This window comes from gamma proteobacterium symbiont of Axiagastus rosmarus (assembly GCF_059730925.1).
Genome location: NZ_AP035925.1, coordinates 2,419,608 through 2,436,480 on the forward strand (window position 1 = coordinate 2,419,608; position 16,873 = coordinate 2,436,480).

The 16,873-nt window shown below is 59.2% G+C and carries 13 protein-coding genes; 6 read left to right on the plus strand and 7 right to left on the minus strand.

All coding sequences use genetic code 11. The annotated features are described in order from the left end of the window. Window positions 1-44: 44 nt before the first annotated feature. Window positions 45-2,825: a flavocytochrome c gene (locus tag AC6I8F_RS11325; RefSeq protein ID WP_021506341.1), complete on the minus strand. Its 2,781-nt coding sequence runs from the start codon at window positions 2,823-2,825 to the stop codon at window positions 45-47. A 605-nt stretch (window positions 2,826-3,430) separates the two neighbouring features. Here AC6I8F_RS11325 and AC6I8F_RS11330 point away from each other — a divergent pair. Continuing rightward, complete coding sequence (locus AC6I8F_RS11330) at window positions 3,431-4,942, plus strand: anion permease (protein WP_058769656.1); 1,512 nt, start codon at window positions 3,431-3,433, stop codon at window positions 4,940-4,942. Window positions 4,943-5,106: 164 nt separating this feature from the next. Next, window positions 5,107-6,750 carry a class I fumarate hydratase FumA gene (gene fumA, locus AC6I8F_RS11335; protein WP_058769655.1) on the plus strand — a complete coding sequence of 548 codons (1,644 nt, stop codon included), beginning with the start codon at window positions 5,107-5,109 and terminating at the stop codon, window positions 6,748-6,750. A gap of 70 nt (window positions 6,751-6,820) precedes the next feature. Here fumA and AC6I8F_RS11340 read toward each other — a convergent pair whose 3' ends face one another. Then, the gene (locus AC6I8F_RS11340; protein WP_021506344.1) at window positions 6,821-6,985 is read right to left on the minus strand and encodes a hypothetical protein; all 165 of its coding nucleotides are present in this window, start codon (window positions 6,983-6,985) and stop codon (window positions 6,821-6,823) included. 167 nt (window positions 6,986-7,152) lie between these two features. Further along, a complete protein-coding gene (exaC, locus tag AC6I8F_RS11345; protein ID WP_021506345.1) occupies window positions 7,153-8,673 on the minus strand; it encodes an acetaldehyde dehydrogenase ExaC in 1,521 nt (506 codons plus the stop codon). Between the two features lie 272 nt (window positions 8,674-8,945). Between exaC and AC6I8F_RS11350 the strand changes: the two genes are divergently transcribed. Further along, window positions 8,946-9,509: a class I SAM-dependent methyltransferase gene (locus AC6I8F_RS11350; RefSeq protein WP_498001142.1), complete on the plus strand. Its 564-nt coding sequence runs from the start codon at window positions 8,946-8,948 to the stop codon at window positions 9,507-9,509. Here the strand turns inward: AC6I8F_RS11350 and AC6I8F_RS11355 are convergent. Then, window positions 9,497-10,210 carry a glutamine amidotransferase gene (locus tag AC6I8F_RS11355; RefSeq protein ID WP_498009653.1) on the minus strand — a complete coding sequence of 238 codons (714 nt, stop codon included), beginning with the start codon at window positions 10,208-10,210 and terminating at the stop codon, window positions 9,497-9,499. The two genes, AC6I8F_RS11350 and AC6I8F_RS11355, sit on opposite strands and share 13 nt — an antisense overlap. 187 nt (window positions 10,211-10,397) lie before the next feature. Here AC6I8F_RS11355 and AC6I8F_RS11360 point away from each other — a divergent pair, with 187 nt between their 5' ends. Together AC6I8F_RS11360 and AC6I8F_RS11365 are read left to right on the plus strand one after the other, a co-directional pair. Then, window positions 10,398-11,282, plus strand: coding sequence for a DMT family transporter (locus AC6I8F_RS11360; protein WP_136547911.1), 885 nt, complete (start codon window positions 10,398-10,400; stop codon window positions 11,280-11,282). A 46-nt stretch (window positions 11,283-11,328) separates the two neighbouring features. Beyond that, entirely contained in the window at window positions 11,329-12,690 is a 1,362-nt protein-coding gene (locus tag AC6I8F_RS11365) for a CoA transferase (RefSeq protein ID WP_498028036.1), read from the plus strand. 4 nt (window positions 12,691-12,694) lie between these two features. Here AC6I8F_RS11365 and AC6I8F_RS11370 read toward each other — a convergent pair whose 3' ends face one another. From AC6I8F_RS11370 to ghrA, 3 genes are read right to left on the minus strand one after another with little or no spacing between them, the layout of a single operon-like run. Further along, complete coding sequence (locus AC6I8F_RS11370) at window positions 12,695-13,252, minus strand: TorD/DmsD family molecular chaperone (RefSeq protein ID WP_104092832.1); 558 nt, start codon at window positions 13,250-13,252, stop codon at window positions 12,695-12,697. 27 nt (window positions 13,253-13,279) lie between these two features. After that, window positions 13,280-14,017 (minus strand): phosphatase, encoded by a 738-nt coding sequence (locus tag AC6I8F_RS11375; protein WP_021506351.1) that lies wholly within the window; start codon window positions 14,015-14,017, stop codon window positions 13,280-13,282. A gap of 19 nt (window positions 14,018-14,036) precedes the next feature. Next, complete coding sequence (gene ghrA / locus AC6I8F_RS11380) at window positions 14,037-14,975, minus strand: glyoxylate/hydroxypyruvate reductase GhrA (RefSeq protein WP_058776499.1); 939 nt, start codon at window positions 14,973-14,975, stop codon at window positions 14,037-14,039. A gap of 206 nt (window positions 14,976-15,181) precedes the next feature. On the opposite strand from ghrA, the gene treA reads away from it, so the two are divergent. Continuing rightward, entirely contained in the window at window positions 15,182-16,858 is a 1,677-nt protein-coding gene (gene treA / locus AC6I8F_RS11385) for an alpha,alpha-trehalase TreA (protein ID WP_262263906.1), read from the plus strand. The last annotated feature ends 15 nt before the right edge of the window (window positions 16,859-16,873 follow it).

The following is a 16,873-nucleotide window of genomic DNA, read 5'->3' on the forward strand; positions in this document are numbered from 1 at the left end:
CCCGCAAGAGAACGATGCCCGCAGGGCGCGGGCATCGTGATAGCTTAGTTACCTAACGCCAGTTTAGCGGCATTACGACCCGCTTTGATACCAAAGATAATGATATCGGCGACGGCGTTACCGCCGATGCGGTTCGCACCGTGGATACCGCCGACCACTTCACCCGCCGCCCAGGCACCAGGAATCACCTGTTTCTGCGCGTCAAGCACCGCGGTCTCGGTGTTGATGGTCACGCCGCCCATGGTGTGGTGCACGCCCGGTGCGATACGAATCGCGAAGAACGGCCCCTGATTGAGCGGATGACGCAGCGCGGTGGCACGGCCAAAGTCTTCGTCTTTCTGGTTAATTACAAACTCATTGTAACGGCCCAGCGTGCTTTGCAGCGTTTCCTGATCCATGTTGAGTTTCACCGCCAGCTCGTGTGGCGTTGGCGCGCTAATCACAAAGCCTTTGGCGATGTATTCGTCCGCCGCTTTGTTGTTGGCACGTACCTGCTCATCGAACACGATCCACGCGCTTTTTTCCGGCAGCGCGATAATCTCGGCAGAAACTTTGTCACGGGTTTCCATTTCATTGTAGAAACGCTTACCGGCCTGGCTGACCAGAATCGCCCCGCCGCCGCGCATCGCTTCGGAAATCAGGTACGAGGTGGTCTGCTCAACCGTTGGGTGAATCTGGATTTCACCCATGTCGACGGTCTCGGCGCCAATTTTCTGCAGCATGGCGATACCGCTGCCGGTGGCGCCTTTGTGGTTGGTGGTGACGAAACCATCCAGCTCCGGACGGTATTTCACCACCATCTCGCGGTTGGCGCTGAAGCCACCGGTGGCCACAATCACGCTTTTCGCATTCAGGATGCGGCTGTCGTTGTACTCATCAACCACTTTCACGCCGGTCACCGCACCGTTTTCAAACAGGATCTCGGCCACCGAGGTTTCCAGCAGCACTTCGATGTTGCGCTGGTTAACGTTTTTCACCAGGCCGCTAATCAGGAAGCCGCCCACCGCCGAGCGATCTTCCGGACGGTGCGTACGGTCAATGCTCATGCCGCCGGTGATGGTGATATCGCTCAGCTCAATGTCTTTCGCCGCCAGCCACTCAATGGCTTCTGGCGCACGCTCAACGAACTCACGCAGCAGCACCGGGTTGTTTTTGAACTTGCCGCCTTTCAGCGTTTCCTCGTAGAACAGCTCTTTGCTGTCTTCGATGCCTTTCAGTTTCTGATAACGGGTTTCCGCCGCGTTCATCCCCACCGACGCTTTGATGGTGTTACCGCCGATGGTGGGCATCTTCTCAATGATCACCACGCGCGCGCCGTCATCGTGCGCCTGAATCGCCGCCGCCAGACCGGCCCCGCCGGTACCAACCACCACCACATCGTAATTGACCGGCGCATTCGGGTTACCGCCCTCTTCAATCACATACTCTTTGCTGGAGGTGGTCAGCGCGCGCGATACCGCTTTCTTCAGCGCCTCACTCTGCGTGGTAGCACCGGTGATGGCATCGACGTGCGGGCTGTTCGCCACCAGAATACGTTCACGCAGGCTTTCAAAGGTGCTGGTGAAATCGACGTCGAGGTTAGGATCCGGCACCAGCGAAATGTCGGTGATACGGTCGGTGTCGAGCGTTACGTTGATTTTCAGCTTCAGCGCTTCGGCTTCCACTTTCGCCTGGTAAACGCCGGCTTTGTACTTACGATGGCCATCGCTGACGTCACGGATCATCGCATCCACCAGCGAGAAGCGCCACAGCGGTTCCGGAATGGTCAGCGCTTCGCGTTTGGTGCTGTCGATGTACAGATCCATGTGCTCGTTTTTGATGATGCGATCGGCCCAGTCCGGATAGGCAATACAGGCTTTACCAATCGCCACCAGATCGAAGCCCGAGGCCAGCGCCAGTTCGGCATCCTCTTTGTTCACCACGCCGCCAACGCCAATCACCGGCACTTTCGCCAGCGTCGCCGAGCGCTGTTCAATGTATTTGCTGATTAACGGCGTCGGATCCTGGGTGTCGACAATCGACGGACGCAGCAGCTGGCCGACGGAGAAGTGCACGTAATCCAGCCCGCGCGCCGCCAGTTTTTCCAGCAGGTACAGCGTGTCGTCCCAGCGGATACCGGGCACTTCCAGCTCTTCCGGCGAGAAGCGATAGCCGATGATGAAATCCGCTGCGGCGAAGCGCTCCGCCATTTTGTGGGTGATTTCCAGCACTTCCAGCGGGAAGCGCGCGCGGTTGTCGCGGCTGCCGCCCCATTTGTCGTCACGCTGGTTAGAGTTAGGCGAGTAGAACTGCTGAATCAGGTAGGTGTTAGCGCCGTGGATCTCCACGCCGTCGAAGCCGGCTTTGATGGCGCGGTTCACCGCATCACCAAACTTAGTGATCATCACCTCCACTTCTTCCGCCGTCAGCGCCTGCGGGGTGCTGGCGCCTTCACGCGGCGCGGCGATAGCGCTGGGCGCGACCGGGGTTTTCCCGCCGATCAGCGCCGGCTCAACCATGCGGCCGCCGTGGTAAATCTGCAGAATGGCTTTGGAACCCTGGGACTTGATGGCGTGCGCAATTCTGGCCAGGCCGGGAATTTTGTTGTCGCTGTCGATGCCGATAGCGCCCGGGAACGCCGGACCGCGGTTATCGATAAAGGCGCACTCGACGATCACGGTGCCGATGCTGCCGGCACGCACGCGATAATACTCAACGAGATCGCTGGTCACGCCGCCGTCGTAATAGCCGGTACAGGTGGTCATCGGGGCCATCACCAGGCGGTTTTTCAGCACCGCCCCTTTCGGTAAGGTCAGCGGATTAAGAATCGGGGTGAGCGTATTCATGATGAGCAACTCCAGAATTAAGAAATCGTGTATTCAATTCTTTGGCAGTTCGGAGGTCTTTATAATTAATTTAAGTGGTCCGACTTCATGGTATAAATATACCATTTTATTTAGTTACATAACCCAGAATGTTAGTTATATAAGTTTTACGCGTGAAAATACTTTTTATTGCTCATTGCTGAAATCCGCGCTCCGCTAAGTTTTAACCAATACTTGACAAAAATCAACTTTTTCCTTACATTTAAAACAAATGAAGTAATATCAAAGAGATAAAAAGCGACTTTCGCCCAATTATGGCGGTATTTTTGCCGTTCCGTTCACTTTTAACACATATTTTACACCTGTTGGTTCATTTATTACGGCGCAAAACGTTAAAACAAAAAACCCGCTAATAATTTTATTGATCCAGATCAAAATAGATATTTTAATTAATCGCATCATAGCGTCATTCAATTGATAATTCGCGAAGCAAAATTGCAATAACGAAGATTCATGTAAAAGACACTTTAAAACGTCCCGGTTGATCTGCTACAAGCGTTTCGTAACTAAAAAAATCAACCCGACCGGGCCGTCAATCGCATTCCCATAACTTGCAGACCAAAACTATGAATACACAAACAACCCAGAGTGAACCCCTAAAGGCGCCACCTGCCGCACCGGGGAAAAAGAACCGGCTAGTCATGTTGTGCCTGCCGATCGTGGTTGCCGTGCTGTTGCTGCTGGTGCCCACCCCTGCCGGGCTGGAGCCGTACGCGTGGCACTTCTTCGCCATCTTCGTCGGGGTGATTGTCGGCCTGATCTTCGAACCGCTGCCGGGCGCGGTCATCGGCCTGACCGGTGTGGTGATCATCGCGCTGTTCAGCCAGTACGTGCTGTTCAGCCCGGCAGAACTGGCCGATCCGAAGTTCAAAACGGCCGGACAGGCGTTTAAATGGGCGGTGAGCGGCTTCGGCAACTCCACCGTGTGGCTGATTTTCGGCGCCTTCATGTTTGCCGCCGGCTACGATAAAACCCAGTTCGGTCGCCGCCTGGCGCTGATTCTGGTGAAATATCTCGGCCGTCGCAGCCTGACGCTCGGCTATGCCATCACCTTTGCCGACCTGCTGCTGGCACCGTTTACGCCATCCAACACCGCGCGCAGCGGCGGGACGATCTATCCCATCATTGCCAACCTGCCGCCGCTGTACGGTTCTAAACCTAACGACCCAAGCGCACGCAAAATTGGTTCTTACCTGATGTGGGTTGCTATCACCGCCGCCTGTATCACCAGCTCAATGTTCCTCTCCGCGCTGGCCCCTAACCTGCTGGCGCTGGCGCTGGTAAAAAGCGTGGTTGGCTTTGATATCTCGTGGGGCATGTGGTTCCTCGCCTTCCTGCCGCTGGGGATCCTGCTGATTCTCACCATGCCGCTGCTGGCTTACTGGCTCTATCCACCAGAAGTGAAAGTGAATGACGAAGTGCCACGCTGGGCTAAAGCCGAGCTGGAGAAACTGGGTCCGCTGTCGCGCAATGAAATTCTGCTGCTGGTGTTCGTGGTCGCTGCGCTGATGATGTGGATCTTCGCCACTGCATGGATTGAACCGGCGATGGCCGCCCTGCTGGTTATCGTGCTGATGCTGTGGACCGGCGTGCTGAACTGGAACGACATCACCAGCAACAAAGCCGCCTGGAACACCTTCGCCTGGTTTGCCACGCTGGTCGCACTGGCTGATGGTCTGGCGCGCGTGGGCTTCATCGCCTGGCTGGGTAAAGAGGGTGCGCTGCTGCTGCACGGCTACGACCCGCAGGTGTCTGCGGTGGTACTGCTGGTCGCCTTCTACCTGCTGCACTATCTGTTCGCCAGCACCACGGCGCACACCACCGCCCTGCTGCCTGCCATGCTGACCATTGCCGCCTCGATTCCGGGCATCAACATGCCGGTGTTCTGCCTGATGATGTGTACCTCACTGGGTGTGATGGGCATTATCACCCCGTACGGCACGGGCCCAAGCCCGATTTACTACGGTAGCGGCTACCTGCCAACCAAAGACTACTGGCGTCTCGGTACCATCTTTGGTGCCCTGTTCCTGGTGGCGCTGATGGTCATTGCCTACCCGTGGATGGTGATGATGTTCTGATGATGTTGCTTTGATGTTAAAAACGCAGCCGCGTAACAACGTTAAAGTGGTATGATACTCGCCAGTCAGCTCTTGCCGCGGACTGGCGAGAGAAAATCGAATAACAGATCGCCTAATTTGTCGCCCGTCATGCTGGCGGGCAACACGAAGCTAAGTGAGCCAACATGTCGAACAAACCCTTCTACTACCAGAATCCCTTTCCTCTCGCCAAAGATGATACCGAGTACTATCTGCTGAGCCGCGACCATGTTTCGGTGGCCAACTTTGACGGCGAAGAAGTCCTGAAAGTCGACCCGAAAGCGCTGACGCTGCTGGCGCAGCAGGCGTTCCACGATGCCTCTTTTATGCTGCGCGCCTCACATCAGCAGCAGGTGGCGTCAATTCTGGCGGACGATGAAGCCAGCCAGAACGACAAATACGTGGCGCTGCAGTTCCTGCGCAACTCGGAAATCGCCGCCAAAGGCGTGCTGCCGACCTGCCAGGACACCGGTACCGCCATCATCATGGGTAAAAAAGGCCAGCGCGTCTGGACCGGCGGTGGCGATGAAGCTGCGCTGTCTCAGGGCGTTTACAACACCTTTATCGAAGATAACCTGCGCTACTCGCAGAATGCGCCGCTTGATATGTATAAAGAGGTCAACACCGGCACCAACCTGCCGGCGCAGATCGATCTCTACAGCGTTGACGGCGACGAATACAAATTCCTGTGCATCGCCAAAGGTGGCGGTTCTGCTAACAAAACCTATCTGTATCAGGAAACCAAAGCGCTGATCACACCAGCGAAGCTGAAAAACTACCTGATTGATAAAATGATGTCGCTCGGCACGGCGGCCTGTCCGCCGTACCACATTGCGTTTGTCATCGGCGGCACTTCCGCTGAGAGCACGCTGAAAACCGTCAAGCTGGCGTCAACCCACTATTACGATTCGCTGCCGACCGAAGGCAACGAACACGGTCAGGCGTTTCGTGACGTGCAGCTGGAACAGGAACTGCTGGAAGCCTCGCAGAAACTCGGCCTCGGCGCGCAGTTTGGCGGTAAATATTTTGCTCACGATATCCGCGTGGTGCGTCTGCCGCGTCACGGCGCATCCTGCCCGGTGGGCATGGGCGTTTCCTGCTCGGCTGACCGCAACATCAAAGCCAAAATTAACCGCGAAGGCATCTGGATCGAGAAGCTGGAAGACAATCCGGGTCGCTATATCCCGGAAGCGCTGCGTCAGCAGGGTGAAGGCGAAGTGGTCAGCGTCGATCTCAATCGCCCGATGAGCGAGATCCTCGCCCAGCTCTCCGCTTACCCGGTGGCAACGCGTCTGTCGCTGAACGGTACCATCATCGTGGCGCGTGATATTGCGCACGCCAAACTGAAAGAGCGCATCGACAACGGCGAAGGTCTGCCGCAGTACATCAAAGATCACCCGGTGTACTATGCAGGCCCGGCGAAAACGCCGGAAGGTTACGCGTCCGGTTCACTCGGTCCGACCACCGCCGGCCGCATGGACTCCTACGTCGATCTGCTGCAGGCTAACGGCGGCAGCATGGTGATGCTGGCCAAAGGTAACCGCAGCCAGCAGGTCACTGATGCCTGCCATAAACACGGCGGCTTCTATCTGGGCAGTATTGGCGGCCCGGCGGCGGTGCTGGCGCAGCAAAGCATTAAGAGTCTGGAGTGCGTGGAGTATGCCGAACTGGGCATGGAAGCGATCTGGAAAATTGAAGTGGAGAACTTCCCGGCGTTCATCCTGGTGGATGACAAAGGCAATGACTTCTTCCAGCAGATCCACAACCAGTGTGCTGCCTGCGTGAAATAAGCCGGCCAGCAATAAAAAAATCCGCGGCGTAAAAGCTGCGGATTTTTTTGTCTGCCAGCCCCTGCTGCGCTCACACACCGCGCAGCTGCACGTCCAGCAACAGATCGGCATCGTCGTCGTTCTGGCCAATCACGTAGATCGCCTGGCGGCCCGGCAGATTTACGGTAATGATATTCTCTTCGACCGCATCCAGCACTTCGTCGTGCTGCTCCTGAAAGTGGTACAGGGTGTTCATCTTCTCTCCTTAAAAACGGTGCGTTACTGTATAAACTCACGTCTCTTAATATCGACAAGACGCGTCTTAATAACAGGGGGAATAATCTGTTTTTTCTGTCAGCACTGTGACAGGGCTGTGTGACGTTGCCATGAAGGCGGCAGCGGCGCGCACCGCTGCCGGTTAAATCAGAAAAAGCCGAGAGGCTGCGTACTGTAGCTGACCAGCAGATTTTTAGTCTGCTGGTAGTGATCGAGCATCATTTTGTGGGTTTCACGGCCAATCCCGGATTTTTTATAGCCGCCAAACGCGGCGTGCGCCGGATAGAGGTGATAGCAGTTGGTCCAGACGCGACCGGCTTTGATCGCGCGACCTACGCGGTAAGCACGGTTAATATCGCGCGTCCACACGCCCGCACCGAGGCCGTAAATCGAATCGTTGGCGATGGCAATCGCTTCCGCTTCGTCTTTAAAGGTCAGCACGCCGACCACCGGTCCGAAAATCTCCTCCTGGAAGACGCGCATGCTGTTATCACCTTTCAGCAGCGTCGGCTGAATGTAGTAACCGCTGGCAAACGCCTCACCGATTTTTTCCACCCCGCCGCCGTGCAGCACCTGCGCGCCCTCCTGCTGAGCAATCTCCAGGTAAGAGAGAATTTTGTCGAACTGCTGCTGCGACGCCTGCGCGCCGATCATGGTCTCAGTGTCGAGCGGATCGCCACGTTTAATGGTCTGGATGCGCTTCATCACCGCCGCCATAAACGGCTCAAAAATCGACTCCTGCACCAGCGCGCGTGACGGACAGGTACAGACTTCGCCCTGATTGAGGAAGCCCAGCACTACGCCTTCGGCCGCTTTTTCGATGAAGCTCTCCTCCGCCTGCATGATGTCTTCAAAGAAAATGTTGGGCGACTTGCCGCCCAGCTCGACGGTGGACGGGATCAGGCTTTTTGCCGCCAGCTCAAGAATGTGGCCGCCGGTGGCGGTCGATCCGGTAAAGGCGATCTTGGCGATACCCGGATGCGAAGCCAGCGCCTCGCCGGCCTCTTTGCCGTAGCCGTGCACCACGTTAATCACGCCCGGCGGCACCAGGTCTTTAATCAGCTCCATCAACAGGGTAATGGAGAGCGGCGTCTGTTCGGCGGGCTTCAGCACCACGCAGTTACCGGCACCCAGCGCCGGCGCCAGTTTCCACGCCGCCATCAACAGCGGGAAGTTCCACGGGATAATTTGTCCGACGACCCCAAGCGGCTCATGGAAGTGGTAGGCGGCGGTGAATTCGTCGATCTCTGCCGCGGTGCCTTCCTGGGCGCGCACGCAGCCGGCAAAGTAGCGGAAGTGGTCAACCGCCAGCGGCAAATCAGCCGCCAGGGTTTCACGTACCGGCTTACCGTTATCCCAGGTTTCATTGACCGCGATGGCTTCCAGATTGGCTTCCAGCCGGTCGGCAATTTTCAGCAGCAGCAGCGAACGCGCCTGCGGCGAGGTTTTGCCCCATGCGTCCGCAGCGGCCTGCGCGGCGGCCACGGCGTTGTCGATATCCTGTTTATCCGAGCGCGGAAATTCGCCGATGGTCGAACCGTTGATCGGCGTGGTGTTAACAAAATAGTTACCGTTTACCGGCGGAACAAATTCGCCGTTGATGAAGTTGCCATAACGCGATTGCAGGTGGATGAGAGAACCGGTTTCTCCCGGAGCAGCGTAACGCATGGTGTTTCTCCTTGCGGGACAGAGTAGCGATTAACAACATTTAAACTTGTTATTAACATTGAGCGAACAATGCCAGCCTGTCAGATCGCTCAGCGGGAAACTGTGACCGCATCGAAGGAAAAGAAGGCATTAAGAAACTGCCCTGCCGTCACGCCATAACCTGCGCCTGTCGCAGACAGATAATTCCGAGTTTGGCCATAAGCGCGATGAAAAGCGGAACATGTGCGATTTGTGCGGTCAATATGAAGCAGACCCGTGAACAGGAGAACAAGATGCTGGCTTCAGCCCTGATGGTAATGCGCGCCAAAGCGAACTTCGTTCAGCAATTTATCCGCAATCCGCGCAAAATGGGCAGCATCACGCCCTCTTCAGCCGCCCTGTGTCGCGCCATGTGTGAAACGGTCAACTGGGAGCACAGCCTGCGCATTGCCGAGCTGGGCGCCGGCGACGGCGTGCTGACCCGTCATCTGCTGGCACATATGGCACCGCAGGCGCGGCTGGATGTATTTGAAATCAGTCCCGAACTGGTAAAAGGGTTACGCCGCTGGAACGATGCGCGCATGCAGGTGCGCGCCTGCTCGGCAGAATATCTGTCCGGGGAGTACGACGTGATTTTTTCCGGCCTGCCGCTGCTGTCGCTGCCGCCCGTAACGCGCGACGCCATTCTTAGCGCGGTGCATGAAGGACTGGGGTCGCGTGGCGTGTTTGTCCAGTTTCAATACACCTCGCTGACGCAGCCCAGCCTGTCACGCTACTTCACCTGGCAGCGCCAGCGGGTGCTGAAAAATATGCCCCCCGCCTGGGTTTATCGCTGTACGCGGCATTACGCGCCCTGAGCCTGCGCCTGCGGGCGCGTTTGCTGCCAGAAACGCTGCAGCAGCTCGCGCGCCCAGTCTTCGCCTGACAGCTGCGCGCCATCATCGCTGACGCCGGAAGGCAGACAGGCGGTCATGATGTTATGGTCGAACTCCGGATGGAACTGCACTGACAGCGCCTGCGGCGAATAGCGCAGGATCTGGCAACCATCCAGCGCTGAACGCGCCAGCACCTGTGCCTGCGGCGGCGGTACCAGCACCGACTGGCGGTGCGACAACCACGCCGGGAAGGCCTCCGGCAACTGTGCCAGCCACGGATCGCGGTGCGGGGTGCGCGTCAGGGTTTTCAGCCCGCGCTCCCAGCCGTTCGGGTTATCACCCACTTTACCGCCCAGCGCATAGGCCATCAGCTGATGACCATAGCAAACGCCGAGCAGCGGCAGTTGCGCGTCGATGGCCGCACGAATCCAGGCGGCGGTGCGCTCGCTCCAGTCGGCGTGATCGGTTACCATCGCCCACGAACCGCTGAAAATCGCGCCGCTAATGCCAGAGAAAGCCGGCAGCTCTTCCCCGAGATGCGGCCGCACAATGACATAATCATCCGGCTGTAGCGCCAGGGCTGTAATAAACCACTGTGGTTGTTCACCAATTTTTGCCACCACCTGCGGCGGCGGCGTTTCGAGTTGAATCAAAGCAAGGGGTAAGGTGCGGGTCTGTGTCATGCCGAATACGGTCCTCAAATGATCGTGTTTCGGACATCCACTCTGACAGTAATTTTGCGCCTTGTCCTGTATTTTTCTGGCATAAGCTCATGCCAGCGCGAAAAAAAGCACCGCCCGCCTGCGCTAACCGATCGCCTTCGTGCCATCATTAGACGGTGACAACCTTTCTCAAACCAAGGACAGCAGCGTGGCGGTGCGGCATTTTTTTCTGGTTCTGATGGTAGTTTGCATCTGGGCCTTCAATAACGTGGCGGTGAAATGGGGATTGCTGGAGCTTCCGCCGCTGTTTCTCACCTGGATGCGCTTTGTCGTGGTGGCCATCGTGCTGGTGCCGTTTTGCCGCATCACGCGCGCCCAGCTGCCGTGGCTGCTGACGCTGGCGTTTACCTTTGGCTTCATGCACTTTTCGCTGCTGTTTGTCGGCATGCGCTATACCGATGCCGGCACCGGCGCCATTGTGGTCCAGCTGGGTACGCCGATTGCCATGTTGCTGGCGATGGTGGTGCTGAAGGAGAAACTGCGGCTGGTGCAGCTGTGCGGTATCGCCATCTCGCTGGCCGGGGTGGTGGTGCTCTCCGGCAGCCCGACAATTCCGGCGTGGTGGGTGCTGTGTATTCTGCTGTGCAGCGCCACCGGCTGGGCGGTGAGCAACATGATTGTGAAAAAGTCGCCGCCGATTAAACCGCTGACGCTGACCGGCTGGATCTCCTTCCTTGCGGTGCCGATTGTCGGCGCGGCCTCGTGGCTGACTGAATCGCAGCAGTTTACCGCGCTGAGCCACGCCGGCTGGCGCGGCTGGTTTGGCATCCTGTACAGCGCCCTCGCCTCGTCGATTGTCGCCTACACGCTGTGGTATGCACTGCTGAAAAAATATAACGTCAACCTGATCATGCCCTACTCGCTGCTGACGCCGGTGCTGGCGGTACTGATGGGCGTGCTGGTGCTGGGCGACAGCATGAACAGCTTCAAAATTCTGGGTGCGTCGCTGGTGGTGCTGGGGACGACGATTGCGGTGATTAACCTGCGTAACCTGCGCATGCATGCCCGCTTTCCGCGTCTGCGCCGCCGCTAATCCACTCTGCTATGCTTGAAGCTCGCGTGTTTTCCGGAGGTTTAGCATGGATTCTCAACGCGCTGCCGCATTGTGGCAGCAACTGTGGCAGGGATTGCGGGGTGCGGAACACGCGCCGACGATCCACTTTCTTCAGACCGACAGCTTCCCCTCGGCTTTTGCCGTTAGCGAACTCGCCGCCACCAGCATCGGCCTCGCCAGCCAGGCGCTGAGCGATCTGCTGGAGCGTCCGGCCCCGGTCAGCGTCAACGTCCGCCTGGCCTCGCGCTGGTTTCAGCACAGCCTGACGCCGCTAAACCGTCCGCCAGCCGACCAGTGGGACGCGCTGGCCGGTGACTATCCGTGCGAGGATGGCTGGATCCGCCTGCACACCAACGCACCGCATCATCGCGCCGCCATGGCAAGCGTGCTGGGCGAGCACGCCGATCGGTCATCGCTGGCGGCGGTGGTGGCACGCTGGCAGGGACACGCGCTGGAGCAGGCCGTGGTCGACGCCGGCGGCTGTGCCGCCTGGATGCGCAGCGCACAGCAGTGGCAGCAGCACGCGCAGGGGCTGGCGGTAAGCGAAGAAGCGCTGATTGCCCAACGGGCAACCGGCGAAGCGCCCACGCCGGGCTGGGCGCTGCTGCCGGCGCGACCGCTGCTGGGCGTGCGGGTGCTGGATCTGACGCGCATCATTGCCGGACCGGTAGCGACCCGCTTTCTGGCCAGCCTCGGCGCGCAGGTGCTGCGCATCGATCCGCCCGGCTGGCGTGAACCGACGCTGGAAGAGGAGATCAACTGCGGCAAACGCTGCGCGCAGCTGGATATCAAAACCCGCGCCGGGCGCGATCGGCTGATTACGCTGCTACAGCATGCGGACGTGCTGGTGCACGGCTACCGCGCGGACGCACTGGAAAAGCTGGGGCTGGATGCGGAGAGCCGTCAGCGGCTGGCGCCGGGGCTGGTGGATGTCAGCCTCAACGCCTGGGGCTGGCACGGGCCGTGGCGCAACCGGCGCGGTTTTGACAGCCTGGTGCAGATGGCCTGCGGCATCGCCGAACAGGGTATGCGCTGGCAGGCAGGCGTTAAACCGACGCCGCTGCCGGTGCAGGCGCTGGATCACGCCACCGGCTATATGATGGCGGCCGCGGTGCTGGAAGGATTACGCCAGCGCCGCGTTAACGGCACCGGCTGGCAGGCGCGTTTGTCGCTGGCGCGTACCGCGCTGCTGCTTCAGCAGCACGGCGCAGCGCCACAAGGCGAACAGCGTGGCATTACGCCGCAGCCGCACGATGCGCTGAGCGCGCTGGAGATCAATCGCTGGGGGATTGGCGAGCGCCTGCGCGCCGCGGCTTATCTGCCCGGTACGCCGATGCTGTGCGGGGCACCGGCGCAGCTGCCCGGCAGCAGCCATCCCTGCTGGTGACGACTCAGGCGTCGTCGCCCTCTTCACGCAGTTCGTCATACATCGCCTGAATCGCCTCACGGCTCAGCGCCGCCAGCGTGCGATAAAACGCGGTGGTGGCGTGGGCTTCCACTTTACCGAGGAAGGCACCGCACCACGGCAGCAGGTAGTCATCGAACAGCGCCAGCTGGGCTGCCGCCTCATCTTCCGCAGACTGATCTTCCAGCCAGGAGGCCGCCAGCAGCAGCACGCCAAAGTGATCGGCCGGCGACTCGCTCAGTGGCATACCGCGTGAGGTTAAAAACGCCCGCACCTCGGCTTCCTGCGGTCCGTTCGGCCACTGTGAGGCGTACGGCGGTACGCTGCAGTCGCTGCCGACGAACAGCGCGTTGTAATCCGCCGCCAGCGCCTGCGGATCGCTATTCTGCTGCAGCCGGGTCAGCAGTTCATCCTGCTCCAGCGGCCACTGTTCTTTCAGTTTGCCTTCACGCAGCAGGGTGAACAGCGGCACCAGCAGCGGGTCCTGCGGCTGGCGATTAAACAGCGAGCCGATGACGCGGCAGAGAATGGAAAACTCATTCATGCAACAGAATTCCTTGAGGCAAAAAAGTTAAAAGTCGGCAAATTCCGCAATGTGTTTGCCGGTGCGCTGTTCGAGAAAGTCGAGCAGGCGACGCGGCGTGACATTTAACACGCGATCCTGCGGAAAATCCACTTCGCGCGTAATACGCAGGCAGTGTTCGAAATCGCCGAGGGTAAAGGCGGTGTGCGAATCGGAGCCAAACGCCAGCCGTCCACCGGCGTCACGCACCGCTTCCGCAATCGCACGGCAGTTAGGTTCACTGCCCGGACGCGAATGGGTAAATGACGAGTTGTTGATCTCCAGCGCCACATCGTAGTGCGCGGCGGCTTCCGCGATGGCGCGAATATCCACCGGGAATTTCGGGTTACCCGGATGGCTGATGATGTGTACCAGTCCGCTGGCCATGGTGGCGATCATCGCTTCGGTGTGGTGAGCCTTGTCGCGCGGCGCATAGACCGGCTCATGGAAGCCGGCGACGATCAAATCCAGCGCATCCAGCATCGGCCCGCTGCAATCAATCTCACCCTGCTGATTTTTGATGTTGGCTTCAATGCCGCGCAGCACGCCGACGCCGTCAATCACGCGCGGCCAGATGCGCATATTGACAAAATGCCAGTAGTGCGGCGCATCGGCCATGTCCGGACCGTGATCGGTAATGGCGAACAGCTTCAGGCCGTTCTGTTTCGCCTGCGCGACGTAATCGTGCAGCGTGCTGTACGCATGGGTGCTGGCCACGGTGTGCATATGTAAATCGACGGGATACATCCTCTTCTCCTCTGCTGAATTAATAGCCACGCTGGCGATCGACCAGACCGCGCGGCTGTTGGCCCTGCTCCAGTGCCGTGATGGCACCGGCGATATAGTCCATCGCCTCATGCGGCAAGGTGGTGGCGGCATTATGCGGGGTAATCATGACACGCGGATGAGACCACAGCGGACTCGCGGCTGGCAGCGGTTCCACCTGGAATACGTCCAGCGCGGCGGCGGCCAGCTGACCGCTCTCCAGCGCCGCCAGCAGATCGGCCTCCACCACGTGCGCACCGCGCGCGAGATTGAGGAAACAGGCGCCGTGCGGTAGCGCGCTAAGAAACGCGCTATCGATCAGGTTGCTGGTTTCCGGCGTGGCGGGCAGCAAATCAATCAGTATCTGCGTGCCGGCAAGGAATTCAGTTAGCTGGTCGCGGCCATGAAAGGTGGTGACCCCCGCTATCTGCTTCGGCGAGCGGCTCCAGCAGCGCAGCGGGAAGCCCCACTGGCGCAGGCTCTCCAGTACGCTGCGGCCGAGCACGCCCGCCCCCAGCACGCCAATGGTAAAAGTAGCACGTTCGCGGTCCGGCAGCGGCTGCCACAGCGCCTGTCGCTGCTGCTGGTGATAGTCGGCGAAGCGGCGGAACCAGCCCAGCACGCACCAGTTCGCATACTCCTGCATCTGGCGTGCCATGCCGGTGTCTTCCAGCCGGTAGAGCGGCACCGCATCTGCCAGCATCTCAGGGTGCGTGCGCAGCTGCCGCAAAATTTCGTCCACGCCGGCCCCCATGGCGAATACGCCACGCAGCGCCCGTCCCGCCAGCATCTCCACCGGCGGCGATCGCACAATGGCGTAGTCGGCGGGCGCACTGTCGCCCGGCTGCCACTGGCGGATGCGAACCGACGGCAGACGCTGGCGCATGCCGTCCAGCCACGGCTGCGGATTCAGTGACGGGTGATACCAGATGATCTCCATACTGCTCTCCTTTTTTTCTTTCAGCCTCAGTCAAATAGCGGCGCAGGGCAAGTAAAAACCCGCGCCGCACCGCAATTTTCCGGCGATTAATCGCGAAGGCTTCACATTTCCGCCGCTGCAAAAGGCTAAGCGGCGCGTTAACGTCTAAAGTTGTTCGGGTGGTCAATGCGTTAGCGCACCACCTTTTCGGACAAGGAGAAAAACCGATGATAAAAAATGTAGTGTTTACGCCTGCGCGTCTTACCCTGTTGCTCAGCGCGGCGCTGCTGAGCGCGTCTGCTGTGCACGCTGAGGATAACAGCCGCATGCTCAGCGCCCAGCCGCAGCCGCCGGATGTGCGACTCGGCCCACTATTCAGTGCCGTGCAGCAGGCCAGATTTTATCCGGACCAGAAAACCTTTGCCGATGCGGTCCCCAAATATGACCCGGCGTCGATTCTCGCCGACTGGCAGATGCAGAAAAATCAGCGTAATTTCGATCTCAGGCGCTTCGTGGAAACCAACTTCACCCTGCCCAAAGCGCAGGATAAATACGTGCCGCCCGCCGGCCAGAGCCTGCGCGCGCACATCAATGGCCTGTGGCCGGTGCTGACGCGCAGCACGCCAACGGCCAGCCAGTACGATTCGCTGCTGCCACTGCCGAAACCGTACGTGGTGCCGGGCGGGCGTTTCCGCGAAGTCTATTACTGGGACAGCTACTTCACCATGCTCGGGCTGGCAGAGAGCGGCCACTGGGATCGGGTGCAGGATATGGTGGACAACTTCGCCAGCGAGCTGGACAAGTACGGCCACATCCCCAACGGCAACCGCAGCTACTATCTCAGCCGCTCGCAGCCGCCGTTCTTCAGCCTGATGGTGGATTTGCTGGCCAGCCACAAGGGAGATGATGTCTACCGCCAGTATCTGCCACAGCTGCAAAAAGAGTATGACTACTGGATGGCGGACAGCGACAAGGTGGCTGCTGGCCAGGCGAGCAAGCGCGTGGTGAAGCTGAGCGACGGCACCCTGCTCAATCGCTACTGGGATGACCGTGACGTGCCGCGCACCGAATCCTGGCTGGACGATGTCAACACCGCGAAAAAAGCGCCTGAGCGCAATAAACAGCAGGTGTATCGCGATCTGCGCGCGGGCGCCGCCTCGGGCTGGGACTTCAGCTCACGCTGGTTCACCGATGCGCACAATCTGGCCTCGATTCGCACCACCCAGCTGGCCCCGGTTGACCTCAACAGTCTGCTGTTCCACCTGGAGCAGACGCTGGCGAAAGCCGCGAAGCTGGCAAAACAGAATGATAAAGCGCAGCAGTTTGCGGCGGATGCAGAGAAGCGCCAGGCGGCGATCAATCGTTACCTGTGGGATGACAAACAGGGCTGGTATGCCGACTACGATTTCCAGAAAAAGCAGGTGCACAATCAGCTCACCGCCGCCACGCTGTTCCCGCTGTATATGCAGCTGGCGGGCGACAAACAGGCGGAACGTACCGCCGCCGCCGTGGAAAAACAGCTGCTGAAACCGGGCGGGCTGGTCACCACGACGGTAAACAACGGCCAGCAGTGGGATGCGCCTAACGGCTGGGCCCCGCTGCAGTGGGTAGCGGTCGAAGGTCTGGAGCACTATAAGCAGAACCAGCTGGCGCAGCAGATTGGTCAGCGCTTCCTGCAAAATGTGCAGCAAACTTACGATCGCGAGCACAAGCTGGTTGAGAAGTATGTGGTCGACGGCGCCCAGCTGGGCGGTGGTGGTGGCGGCGAGTATCCGCTGCAGGACGGTTTTGGCTGGACCAACGGCGTAACGCTGAAGCTGCTGGATAAGTATTGTCCGAAAGATAAAACCTGTAACAGCACACGCGACATCCCCTCAATGCCGACGCTAAACGCGGCGAAATAACCCTGACGTCAGGTG